Origin of the sequence: Microcoleus sp. PH2017_28_MFU_U_A, assembly GCF_020738035.1 — a bacterium.
Lineage (GTDB): Bacteria > Cyanobacteriota > Cyanobacteriia > Cyanobacteriales > Microcoleaceae > Microcoleus.
The window spans coordinates 1-10,375 of the sequence record NZ_JAEQCX010000175.1; the positions used below are offsets into that span (position 1 = coordinate 1).

A 10,375-nucleotide genomic window follows, 5' to 3' on the forward strand; every position below is an offset into this window, starting at 1 on the left:
ACAGGCATCTTGCCTGTTCCTAATTGTCAGCAACAGGCAAGATGCCTGTTCCACAAGAAATTCACTCTTTAGTGAAACAGGCATCTTGCCTGTTCCTAAACAAGTAATTGAGAATGGTGCAAAATGTGAGTTCAAACTGGCTTCTTCACAAGAACCTCAATCTTTTTAGCTGAACTGTAAACAATTTTCTTTCGTATTTCATCAGCGATTAGTATTAATGGTGGGCAGACGATTAGCAGCGACCATTGCCAGGTCGATAGCGGTGCAGTCGCAAAGACTTTTTGTAAAGGTGGGAAATAGATAATAGATAGAATCAGTACGCACTCAACCGCAATTCCTAACCAGATTAAAGGGTTGCTAAAGAAGCCCAAGCGAAAAATTGAAGTGCGCTCACTGCGGCAGGCGAAAACGTTTCCAATTTGGCAGGCTACGATCGCCGCCAGCGTCATAGTTGTGGCTTGATGTTGACACTCTCAGCGCTGAAGCGACTGAGATTCTTAAGACATTGCGGTCTTAATATCCTGATTGCTCAGGTTCCCAAACTCAGCACGTTTGCTCATAGAGGGTGCTGATATCTTTTGGGCGTTTAGGTGTTCAACACCAGGTTTCGCGTCCTGGCCCACGTACCATTCTCAAAGCTCGATCTCTGATAGTTTTTGCAGCACCAATATCGGCGTGTTCGTGATATCCACATTCCACACAGATAAACTTTTCTTCATCTCTATTTTCCTGGTCGATATGACCGCAATTTCTGCATTCTTGGCTAGAGTGCTTAGGATTAACTTTAATTACGATTTTTCCTTGCTTTGCAGCCAGATACTCAATCTTTAATCCTAAATCGCCCCAGCCTGCATCGGAGATAGCACGATTCAATCCCTTTTTCCTGGATTGCCCATTCTTCAGAAACCTCCCAGTTTTCTCATCACTTTTTACCTTGCATCGGCGCATCATCCCAGAGATATTCAAATCTTCTAAGGCGATTGCATCAATGCTTCTAGATACAATCTTATTCGCAGTTTTCCATTGATACGCTTGGCGTTTATCACCAATTTTTTGATGAAATCTGCTAACTTTGATAGCTGCTTTTTTGCGGTTTTTACTGCCTTTTGTTTTGCGGCTAACCCGTCTCTGTCTAATTTTCAGAGTACGTTTAGCTTTTTTGTTGGTTGAAAATCTAGGGTTCTCAATTTGGTAGCCATCAGAAAGATGAACCAGTTTAGTGAGTCCTAAGTCGCAACCGATTACTTTGGGATTGTTACCGAGAGCTTTGGGGCTGTATTCAGGTACAGACTTATCTTCTATTCTCACGGAAACATACCAATCATTCTGTCGTTTCCTAACTGTGCAAGCCTTGATGGTAAAACCACTTGGGATTGAGCGAGAGTTGTGAAACCGCATCCATCCCAGTTTAGGTAAGTAGATTTTATTGCCCTTAATTTTCACCCCATCGCATAAGTAAAAGATGTAAAATTACTGCGGTTCTTGAATTTAGGAAAACCCCTACCTTCAAAGAAGTTTTTGTAGGCAATGTCTAAGCGTTTAACATTCTGTTGTAAAACTGTTGAGTCTATTCTACTATACCAAGGTCTAGCCATTTTTAACTCAGGTAATGCTGTAATCTGAATGTCACCAGCACTTCGACGAGGATTTCGACGCTTACCTTCAAAGTCAAACTTAGAATCTTTCCAAGGATTTCCGGTTGCGCCACTTTTACTTACGAAGCAGGTCAATGGTGAAGCTTCGCTTTTTGTTCTGATGTCACAGTAGTTACCCTGGATAAACTGCTGATTGTACTGACAGATTCTGTCATTCAAGCACCAATTATACTGGCTTCGCAGCATATCTATCCAATCCGACATTTTTGATGATTGTGTTTGATTGGGTCGCAACTTATAAACATAGTTTGTTAGCAATCTGGTTCACCTCCTTAGTTTGTATTTTAACGTCTTTCTCTGCTTTCAAGTGTTAAGAATTAAGAAAAATTCACGGCGGTTGAAACCACCCGTGCCGCTTACATCGAGCGGGCTGAAGCCTCTGAGTTTTCCGCTTGCCGAATGTTTTTTTATAAATGCCACAATAATCCCGATCGCAAAAATGAAGCTTTCCTTGAGTTCCATACCCACCAACAGGTTAGTCAGCAGAAACACCAAAACACCCATGCCCAGGGCGATCGCCGTGATGACGTGCACCACGCTGTTGATTTGAACTTCCAGGGTGCTGGGTTCTCGTTTCACCGTTGTAGTGAGATGGGCAACCTGACCAAACTCGGTCTGAGTTCCTGTAGCGTACACGACCGCTAATCCACGCCCTGCCGCAACGGTAGAACCCGCAAAAACCAGATTGCTTGATTCGGAGGCACGCATCTTTTCAGTGGCTACAGGTTCCGCCGATCGGGCAACCGGCAGCGATTCTCCAGTCAGCACCGAGACATCGACATAACAAGACTGAGCCGAAACCAGTCTGGCATCAGCAGAGATGCGATCGCCCTCTTCCAATTGCAAGACATCTCCCGGAACCATCTCCCTGACGGGAATCTCACCTAGCGTCCCATCTCGATAGACTTTGGCTCGCGCGGGCAACATTTTATTGAGTGCTGTTAACGCTTGTTCTGCCTGGAATTCTTGCCAAAAACTGAAACCGGCATTAATCCAGATCACAGCCCAGACTGCCCAGCCGAGTTCTGGTGTACCCGAGACAAAAGCCAGTCCACCTGCAACCCAGAGCAAGAGTGCCATGAAATGAGTCAACTGATCGGTGAAGCGGAGTAATAGCGATCGCTTCGCTGGTTCGGGCAGTTCATTAAACCCGTAATGCTTAATTCTGATTGCTGTTTCTGCTTCTGAAAGTCCCTTTTGGGAAGTTGAAAGAGTTTCGTAGACTTGCTGAGTTGATAGTGTCCAAATAGGCGAATGAGATGCCATAAAAAGTCAACAAGTTGCCTCATAAGTTTGCTGCACGGTTGACAAGAGTGCTCCTATGGCTTCTTACTGCTGACTCCATCAGTGGTGCGCCCGCTGATTTCAGTTTCGTGGACGCGGTAAATTGCGATCGCCTCGGAACGTCCCTGACTATCAATCCAAGTGCGATTGATCGCAGGTGATAGCATGGGATTGCGCTCTTTGACGAGGTGCATTACTCGATCGAGATCTGCTTGCTCAGTCACGCGCAAAGCTCGACCATTGACAATAACACTGCGCCAATGAAGAGGCTCGCGTATTTCTTCAACCTGCAAACAAATTTCGGGATTCGCATCAAGATCGTGAGTCTTCATGCCGATCGTGGTAAACAGGTAAATGTCATCTGCTTCGAGATAATAATTCATGGGTATCACGTAGGGCTTGCCTTCGTGGATGCAGCCCAGATGACCGTATCCTACTGTGTGTAGGAGTTCGTGTATTTCTTTTGAACTCATTTCATCAATATCTAACATTACTATTTTCCTAAAGTTTTAGTTAATTAGTAGTATTCAATAGAAATAGTCCACGGTTTACATCTGTCATTAGATATAGTCGAGATCCTCACAAATCTTCTGCCCGCTTAGGAACGCAAATTAAATAATTTACACTCTTGAAAGTGGGATAGGCCAGAAGAACCCGTCCTTTCTGTACGGGTTCTCCTGCCCATCCCACAAGAATCATTAAATTGTAAGTTATTTAATTCTCATTACTTAATTGCTGTTTTTTTACCCACAGCTACGCTCGCTACGACTAAACAAGCGGTGATTAGGGCGATCTGCTCCAGAGTCTCACCAAGCAAAATAGCCGAAGCCAGCAGCGTCAAAAATGGTTGCAACAACTGAATTTGACCTACCCCTGCAACTCCACCCATCGCCATCTCGTGATAGAATGTGCGTCAGAAAATAGCTTTTCCATGATTGAGACAATAACGTATTCTGACGCACCCTACGACTGTCTCTAGCCGAAGCTGCGGACACCAAAACCCTACCAACTAAAATCTAAAATCTAAAATCTAAAATTGGTTGAGGGTATTTTCTAGTTTTTCGGCAATGCCTTCAACCCAATTTTCATCTTGCTTGGTATAGCTGCGCGGCGCGTTAGCACCTAATATTAATACGCCTTGAGTGCCGATCGGCTGACAGATCACTCCTTGGGTATTTTCTGGCAAATAGTCGAATTCGATTTTGCCGGGATAAATATCGAGCTTTACTAAATAAACTGGTTTGTTTTTGTCGAGCACTCGCTGCAATATTGGCCCTGGCTTGACTTCGGGATTGATGCCTAAGATGCCGCGCCTCAATAAGACTTTTCCTTGATATACAATGACGATCGCCCTTGTGGCCGTATTTGTCAACAGCAAACGCGACGCCCAGGCTAATTCTAGCTTGACGGCATCGGGCAAATCCGGCGCCAGCTCGAAGCCTTCAGAGCCGGTAAGCTGTACCGAATCGGGCGATCGCGCTTGCACCTGTTGCCACAGCAAACCTGTTAAAATCAGCAGGGCGCTGATAATTACTCCCAAAACGTCCGATCGAGTTTGAGAGTCTGTAATTTGCTCTGTCAGTAAGCGGTTGACCACCAGCAGCGTACCTGCTAACCCTCCCGCAACTAAGGGTAATTGCCGCAATACTTTATTTGGATCAGATTTTGTCATTGGTCAGTTGATAGTTGACAGTTGACAGTTGATAGTTGACAGTTGATGGTTGATAGTTGTCATTTAGGCTTTGATGCACTCGCTCACCAAGAAACCGGGTTTTTAACCGAGATTGAGGGTTTTAACCAGTATTTTGGTTGAAAAACCCGGTTTCTGGATACCTATGCTTAAGTTTTATAAGGAGTAGTTGATAATTTAACAACTGCCAATTGCCAACTGCCAACTGCCAACTGCCAACTGTCAACTGCCAACTGCCAACTGTCAACTGCCAACTGCCAACTGTCAACTGTCAACCGACTTCGCCAATTTCGACAATGCGCTGGAATAGATAGCCGGTGCCGCGGGCGGTGAGAATTAATTCAGGATTGCTGGGGTCGTCTTCCAACTTTGCCCTCAGCCGGGAGATGTGAACGTCCACAACGCGGGTGTCTACGTGGCGTTCTGGCGTGTATCCCCAAACTTCTTGCAAAATTTCCGATCGCGAAAAAGGCTCTCCAGAACGGCTGACAAGCAGCTCTAACAAGCTGAATTCCATGCCTGTGAGCCGAATTCGTTCGTCGCCTTTATAAACTTGGCGCTTGTTGGTGTCAATCCTAATATTAGTTACGTGGATGACTCCAGAACTGGGAATGCCTGAAGCGCCGTTTTTGTCAACCCGGCGCAGTACCGAACGGATGCGGGCTTCGAGCTCTTTGGGAGAGAAAGGTTTGACGACGTAATCGTCGGCGCCCAATTCTAAACCGGTGATGCGATCGGCTACGTCTCCCAAAGCGGTTAGCATGATGATGGGTACGTCTGATTCTTTGCGTAACTCCTGACACACGCCGTAACCGTCGAGCTTCGGCATCATCACGTCCAAAACTACTAAGTCGGGTTCGGTGTTGCGAAATGTTTCGAGAGCTTCTTCACCGTCAGCAGCGGTGACGACATCGTAGCCAATCATGGAAAGGCGAGTCTCCAGAATGCGCCGGATACTGGCTTCGTCATCGACTACCAGAATTTTTTCTTTATGATTTTCCAAGTTACCGAGCACTCCTTAAGTTACATTTCAGATAATCTTAATTTTTTGTACCCTATCATAGAATATACAGATTGAATCGTGTATGGCGATCGGTCTGAAAGCTTGATAATTGCTTTAACTCAGACTTTTCTAAATGTTAGGGTGACTATTTATCATAGTAAACAATGCCTAAGCCTCGAATACAATATATTTGTCGGGAATGTGGGTATGATTCACCACAATATTTTGGCAGGTGTCCTAGCTGTCACAAGTGGGATTCTTTTGACGAGCAGTTAGAACCACATACTGCTGGTGGGCCACGGGCTGGTTTGACTGGGGTGACAACTAAGTCAGTGGGCGGTTCGCCTCCTGATAAGTCGAAGGGTCAACCAAAGGTATCTTTTAGATTATCGCAGATTTCCGACCAAACTCAGTCTCGCTGGCCTTCTGGCTATGGGGAACTCGATCGAGTTTTGGGAGGTGGGATTGTTCCGGGTTCGCTGGTGTTGATTGGCGGGGAACCGGGAATCGGGAAATCGACGCTGCTATTACAGATGGCGAATATGTTGGCGCGCAAGGATAGAATACTCTATGTTAGTGCGGAGGAGTCTGGTCAGCAAGTAAAATTGCGATCGCAGCGTTTGGGCGTGGCTAATCCGGTTAATTTGTCAAGCAATGGCGGAAATATATCTGATAGCAATGGGGAGGCTAAAACGGATTCCCAGGACAATTCAGCGGAGAATTTCTACTTGCTTCCAGAGACGGATTTAGAAGTTGTTTTGCGGGAGTTGGAAGCGCTGAAACCGAATGTGGCGGTGATTGATAGCATCCAAACTATTTATTTTGCTAATTTAACATCGGCTCCGGGTTCGGTAGCTCAGGTACGGGAATGTACGTCTGCTTTGATGCAGGTTGCAAAAAGGGAAAATATTACTTTATTCTTGGTTGGTCACGTTACTAAGGATGGATCTTTGGCGGGGCCGAGGGTTTTGGAGCATTTGGTAGATACTGTACTGTATTTTGAGGGCGATCGCTTTGCTTCTCATCGCCTTTTGCGATCGATGAAAAACCGTTTTGGCGCGACTCACGAAATCGGTGTTTTTGAAATGGTAGCCAATGGTTTGCGAGAAGTAGATAATCCGTCGGAGTTGTTTTTAGGCAATAAAGATGAATTTTCTCCGGGTACTTCGACGACGGTTGCTTGCGAGGGAACTCGACCGATTTTAGTGGAGATTCAGGCGTTAGTCAGCCCTGCAAGTTTTGGTGCGCCACGCCGTTCTACTACTGGTGTGGATAGTAGTAGATTGCAGCAAATTTTGGCTGTTTTGGAGAAAAGGGTGGGGATTCCTTTGTCTAAATTGGATGTGATTGTGGCGTCGGTAGGCGGGTTGAAGGTGGAGGAACCGGCGGCGGATTTGGGGGTGGCGATCGCAGTTGTGGCCAGTTTTCGCGATCGGGTAATTGATGCGCGCACAGTTTTGCTCGGAGAAGTCGGTTTGGGAGGACAAGTGCGGCCGGTGTCGCAATTAGAGTTACGGCTAAGGGAAGCGGCGAAATTGGGTTTCAAAAGGGCGATTATTCCTAAGAATCAATCCGTGCCAGATTTGGGGATGGAAATTATTCCGGTGGCTAGAGTGATAGATGCAATTATTGCAGCGATTCCGGCTACTCCTGCTCAGTTGCAGTCGGATGATATGGAAGTACAATCTGTTGATTTGGAGGAAGAGGATTTATCGAATTGAGTTAGAATGGTGATGTTGTAAATTGATATTAAGGAGGCACAAGTTATGTATCAAGTAGACATTGTTGAGGCTAAAGAAAAACTTCTGGAATTAATCGAAGCGGCGATGAGAGGTGAAGAAGTTGCCATTAGTAAAGATAATCAGCCTGTTGTAAAATTGGTAGTAATTCCCAAACAAGCTAAACCCAATCGGCAAGCAGGGAGTGCTAAAGGAATGGTTTGGATGTCCGATGATTTTGACGAACCTCTAGAAGAATTTAAGGAGTATATGGAATGAGGCTGTTGTTGGACACTCATGCCTTTATTTGGTATACGACAGACAGTTCAAGACTGAGCATAACAGGGCGATCGCTAATTGACAACGGAGATAACGAGATTCTCCTGAGTACAGCTAGTGTCTGGGAAATGGCGATTAAGCATAGCATCGGCAGGCTAAACTTTAGTCTGCCTTTTATGGAGTTTGTCAAGCAGCAAATAGCAGTTAATAGAATTGAGATACTCGAAATAAGTTTTGACCATATTGAGGTTGTGGCTTCACTGCCTTTGCATCACCGCGATCCATTTGACAGGCTGATAATTGCCCAATCTATGGCAGAACAGATACCCGTTTTGAGCGTTGATGCTATTTTTGATGCTTATGCGATCGCGCGCCTGTGGTGAATTAAGTTAGTATAAAAATAAAGAGGCGAAGATGAAACAATTTAGAATAATCATTGAAAAACATCCCGACGGTTATGTAGCCTATCCCCTTGGCATCAAAGGTGCCATAGTTGGTGAAGGTGACACCTATGAGGAAGCATTAGCTGATGTCAAGTCAGCTATTCGCTGCTACATCGAGATATTTGGCAAATGAGCAGGAGGTTCCCGTGAAACTGACTTACGATGGGAGATACAACGTAGCTGATATATACCTGCCAGAAAAAACCGCACAGGTAGAAACTATCCAGGTTAGCGATCGAATGAATGTGGACATTGCCCCCGACGGTACTATTTATGGAATTGAATTACTCAATCCCAATCAACAATTAGGGGCAGATAGTCAAGGAAAACTGATTGTTATCAACGAAGCTTTGGGAGAATCTGTCGAGATTAAACTGGCACTATAACTGCCTTCACAAATTCATGTAAAATACTGATTCAAACATACCATGAAAGCCTACGAGTTTCCAGCAAGAGTCACAGATGAAGGGAAAATCGAATTTCCCGATACTTTCTTAAAATACTTGGCAGCTAACCAAGAAGTCAGAGTTATTGTTCTGGTGAAAGAAACAACTGATACAGAAGAGGAAAATTCTGCTTGGCATCGTCTTGCTGCTGAGCAATTATTGGCGGGCTACAGCGAAGAAGATGCTATTTACGACAATATTTAAAATATCCAAACTTATCAATCATATCATGTATATTGGTTTGTAGTGAGGACTTTAGTCCTTCTATGGATGCGGACTAAAGTCCTCACTACAAACCGTTTTTATTGCCGATAATCGGATATGATATAATATCAAATCTCCGTCCCAAGTTAGAGAAAGAATACCAGCAATATTGTATTATAGAGAATGTTTAAAAAATAGTTAATTTTCCAATTTTTAGAGGCGCGTTTTCACTCAAACATGAACAAGTCAAAAAGACGCAAAAATCAGTGGTCAAATGAATTAAACGACATCATTCGAGGTGCATCGGGCGGCTTTTTGTTCGGGATTCCGCTGCTGTATACGATGGAGGTTTGGTGGATCGGTTCCTCTACTAAACCAGCGCAAATGTCGATCGCCATTATAACTACTTTTATCGTCGTTTTCTTGCTGACTCGCACTGAAGGCTTTCGCAAAACTAAGGACATCCGGTGGCGGGATGCTGCAATCGATACCGTAGAAGCGATCGCCATTGGCATTGTCTGCGCGGCTGTTATCCTGTTTTTGCTCCGGGAAATTACGCCGGATACTCCGCTGCAACAAGCTTTGGGGAAAATCATCTTTGAAGGCTTGCCCTTTGCCTTGGGAGTGGCCCTGGCAAGCGGTTTCTTGAGTGGCGATCGCTATCAAAGCTCAGATAGCGACAGCGAACCGATGATTAATCCCACTTTAGCAGATATCGGTGCTACTTTAATTGGCGCGATGATAATTGCTTTCAACATCGCCCCAACTGACGAAATTCCCATGCTAGCGGCAGCTATTTCGCCACCTTGGCAATTAGCAATCATCGCCGCTTCGCTGCTAATTTCCTACGGTATTGTATTCGCAGCCGACTTTACTTCTCAAGCAAAACGCCAGCAGCAGCGAGGAATTTTTCAGCGTCCCCTCAGCGAAACTGTGATGGCGTATTTAGTATCGCTGGTGGCTTCTGCATTTATGTTGTTTTTCTTCCACAAACTCAGCTTTGACGACCCTTGGTCTGTTTGGTTGGGCTATACGTTAGTATTGGGATTGCCGGCGACTGTTGGCGGCGCGGCGGGGAGGTTGGCGGTATGAGTGACAGTAATGCCGAAAGTAAAATGGAACAACCGGAAAAAAGAACTTTTGCTGAATGGGTAACATTTGCGATCGCCTGTTCGATCCTGTCTACCATCACCGGACTCGTACTTTACAACTGGGTGACTAAAAAACAGGAACCTCCTGTGATTTCTGTGACTCGCAACGAGCCAATTCGCGCCACCAAAGGGCAATTTTACGTACCGTTTAAAGTTACTAACACGGGCGGCGAAACGGCAGAATCAGTGCAAGTTGTAGCGGAACTGCGCGTCAAGGGCGAAGTCTTGGAATCTGGAGATCAGCAAATTGATTTTTTGTCAAGCGGTGAAACTAAAGAAGGAGCTTTTATCTTCAGCCGCAACCCCAGTCAAGGTGAATTGATTGTGCGATCGAGCAGTTATCAATTGCCTTAAAAAAGCTCAGATTCGGGAGTTTCAATATATCAAAAGTCAATTGATATATCGGTTCTCAGAAAGATGAGGTACGTTGTTGGGCTTCAGCCCTCTTGGTTTCAGTGGTTATATAACCTGTCAGTCATACCTCACCTTTTTGAGAAAGGCT

General features: G+C 45.1%; 16 protein-coding genes and 1 pseudogene. 8 read left to right on the forward strand and 9 right to left on the reverse strand.

What is annotated here, in order from left to right:
• Positions 1-131 precede the first annotated feature (131 nt).
• The 9 genes and pseudogenes from JGK14_RS32215 to rpaB form a co-directional block, all read right to left on the reverse strand.
• A pseudogene (locus JGK14_RS32215) lies at positions 132-452 on the reverse strand (cation transporting ATPase C-terminal domain-containing protein); the annotation flags it as partial.
• Between the two features lie 142 nt (positions 453-594).
• A complete protein-coding gene (locus tag JGK14_RS32220; RefSeq protein WP_325315934.1) occupies positions 595-1,398 on the reverse strand; it encodes an RNA-guided endonuclease InsQ/TnpB family protein in 804 nt (267 codons plus the stop codon).
• A gap of 41 nt (positions 1,399-1,439) precedes the next feature.
• A complete protein-coding gene (locus JGK14_RS32225; protein ID WP_325315932.1) occupies positions 1,440-1,913 on the reverse strand; it encodes a helix-turn-helix domain-containing protein in 474 nt (157 codons plus the stop codon).
• A gap of 45 nt (positions 1,914-1,958) precedes the next feature.
• Entirely contained in the window at positions 1,959-2,921 is a 963-nt protein-coding gene (locus JGK14_RS32230; RefSeq protein WP_293214276.1) for a P-type ATPase, read from the reverse strand.
• 53 nt (positions 2,922-2,974) lie between these two features.
• Entirely contained in the window at positions 2,975-3,430 is a 456-nt protein-coding gene (locus JGK14_RS32235; RefSeq protein ID WP_293180300.1) for a pyridoxamine 5'-phosphate oxidase family protein, read from the reverse strand.
• A 233-nt stretch (positions 3,431-3,663) separates the two neighbouring features.
• Positions 3,664-3,828: a hypothetical protein gene (locus JGK14_RS32240; protein ID WP_293206235.1), complete on the reverse strand. Its 165-nt coding sequence runs from the start codon at positions 3,826-3,828 to the stop codon at positions 3,664-3,666.
• Positions 3,829-3,969: 141 nt separating this feature from the next.
• Positions 3,970-4,611: a cofactor assembly of complex C subunit B gene (locus JGK14_RS32245; protein WP_293180306.1), complete on the reverse strand. Its 642-nt coding sequence runs from the start codon at positions 4,609-4,611 to the stop codon at positions 3,970-3,972.
• A gap of 167 nt (positions 4,612-4,778) precedes the next feature.
• Positions 4,779-4,904, reverse strand: coding sequence for a hypothetical protein (locus JGK14_RS32250; RefSeq protein WP_293180309.1), 126 nt, complete (start codon positions 4,902-4,904; stop codon positions 4,779-4,781).
• On the reverse strand, positions 4,901-5,632 hold the full coding sequence (gene rpaB, locus JGK14_RS32255; RefSeq protein ID WP_071587789.1) for a response regulator transcription factor RpaB: 732 nt from the start codon (positions 5,630-5,632) through the stop codon (positions 4,901-4,903). Before rpaB ends, JGK14_RS32250 begins: the two co-directional genes overlap by 4 nt.
• A gap of 164 nt (positions 5,633-5,796) precedes the next feature.
• Here rpaB and radA point away from each other — a divergent pair, with 164 nt between their 5' ends.
• The 8 genes from radA (at position 5,797) to JGK14_RS32295 (ending at position 10,227) form a co-directional block, all read left to right on the forward strand.
• The gene (gene radA, locus JGK14_RS32260) at positions 5,797-7,353 is read left to right on the forward strand and encodes a DNA repair protein RadA (RefSeq protein WP_293180312.1); all 1,557 of its coding nucleotides are present in this window, start codon (positions 5,797-5,799) and stop codon (positions 7,351-7,353) included.
• Positions 7,354-7,398: 45 nt separating this feature from the next.
• Complete coding sequence (locus tag JGK14_RS32265; protein WP_293274681.1) at positions 7,399-7,629, forward strand: type II toxin-antitoxin system Phd/YefM family antitoxin; 231 nt, start codon at positions 7,399-7,401, stop codon at positions 7,627-7,629.
• Complete coding sequence (locus tag JGK14_RS32270; protein ID WP_293219970.1) at positions 7,626-8,012, forward strand: type II toxin-antitoxin system VapC family toxin; 387 nt, start codon at positions 7,626-7,628, stop codon at positions 8,010-8,012. The genes JGK14_RS32265 and JGK14_RS32270 overlap by 4 nt, the downstream gene beginning before the upstream one ends.
• A 31-nt stretch (positions 8,013-8,043) precedes the next feature.
• Complete coding sequence (locus tag JGK14_RS32275) at positions 8,044-8,205, forward strand: type II toxin-antitoxin system HicB family antitoxin (RefSeq protein ID WP_293219973.1); 162 nt, start codon at positions 8,044-8,046, stop codon at positions 8,203-8,205.
• 13 nt (positions 8,206-8,218) lie between these two features.
• Complete coding sequence (locus tag JGK14_RS32280; RefSeq protein ID WP_293219976.1) at positions 8,219-8,458, forward strand: DUF2283 domain-containing protein; 240 nt, start codon at positions 8,219-8,221, stop codon at positions 8,456-8,458.
• Between the two features lie 42 nt (positions 8,459-8,500).
• A complete protein-coding gene (locus JGK14_RS32285; protein WP_325315933.1) occupies positions 8,501-8,722 on the forward strand; it encodes a hypothetical protein in 222 nt (73 codons plus the stop codon).
• A gap of 237 nt (positions 8,723-8,959) precedes the next feature.
• Positions 8,960-9,814 (forward strand): TIGR02587 family membrane protein, encoded by an 855-nt coding sequence (locus JGK14_RS32290; protein WP_293180324.1) that lies wholly within the window; start codon positions 8,960-8,962, stop codon positions 9,812-9,814.
• Positions 9,811-10,227 (forward strand): TIGR02588 family protein, encoded by a 417-nt coding sequence (locus JGK14_RS32295; protein ID WP_293180327.1) that lies wholly within the window; start codon positions 9,811-9,813, stop codon positions 10,225-10,227. The genes JGK14_RS32290 and JGK14_RS32295 overlap by 4 nt, the downstream gene beginning before the upstream one ends.
• Positions 10,228-10,375 lie beyond the last annotated feature (148 nt).

Excerpts from the sequence above, each read along its gene's own strand:
- JGK14_RS32220 (WP_325315934.1), bottom strand. The coding sequence starts at position 1,398 with ATGCGGTTTCACAACTCTCGCTCAATCCCAAGTGGTTTTACCATCAAG.
- JGK14_RS32230 (WP_293214276.1), bottom strand. The coding sequence starts at position 2,921 with ATGGCATCTCATTCGCCTATTTGGACACTATCAACTCAGCAAGTCTAC.
- JGK14_RS32235 (WP_293180300.1), bottom strand. The coding sequence starts at position 3,430 with ATGTTAGATATTGATGAAATGAGTTCAAAAGAAATACACGAACTCCTA.
- JGK14_RS32240 (WP_293206235.1), bottom strand. The coding sequence starts at position 3,828 with ATGGGTGGAGTTGCAGGGGTAGGTCAAATTCAGTTGTTGCAACCATTT.
- JGK14_RS32245 (WP_293180306.1), bottom strand. The coding sequence starts at position 4,611 with ATGACAAAATCTGATCCAAATAAAGTATTGCGGCAATTACCCTTAGTT.
- radA (WP_293180312.1), top strand. The coding sequence starts at position 5,797 with ATGCCTAAGCCTCGAATACAATATATTTGTCGGGAATGTGGGTATGAT.
- JGK14_RS32265 (WP_293274681.1), top strand. The coding sequence starts at position 7,399 with ATGTATCAAGTAGACATTGTTGAGGCTAAAGAAAAACTTCTGGAATTA.
- JGK14_RS32270 (WP_293219970.1), top strand. The coding sequence starts at position 7,626 with ATGAGGCTGTTGTTGGACACTCATGCCTTTATTTGGTATACGACAGAC.
- JGK14_RS32275 (WP_293219973.1), top strand. The coding sequence starts at position 8,044 with ATGAAACAATTTAGAATAATCATTGAAAAACATCCCGACGGTTATGTA.
- JGK14_RS32285 (WP_325315933.1), top strand. The coding sequence starts at position 8,501 with ATGAAAGCCTACGAGTTTCCAGCAAGAGTCACAGATGAAGGGAAAATC.
- JGK14_RS32290 (WP_293180324.1), top strand. The coding sequence starts at position 8,960 with ATGAACAAGTCAAAAAGACGCAAAAATCAGTGGTCAAATGAATTAAAC.
- JGK14_RS32295 (WP_293180327.1), top strand. The coding sequence starts at position 9,811 with ATGAGTGACAGTAATGCCGAAAGTAAAATGGAACAACCGGAAAAAAGA.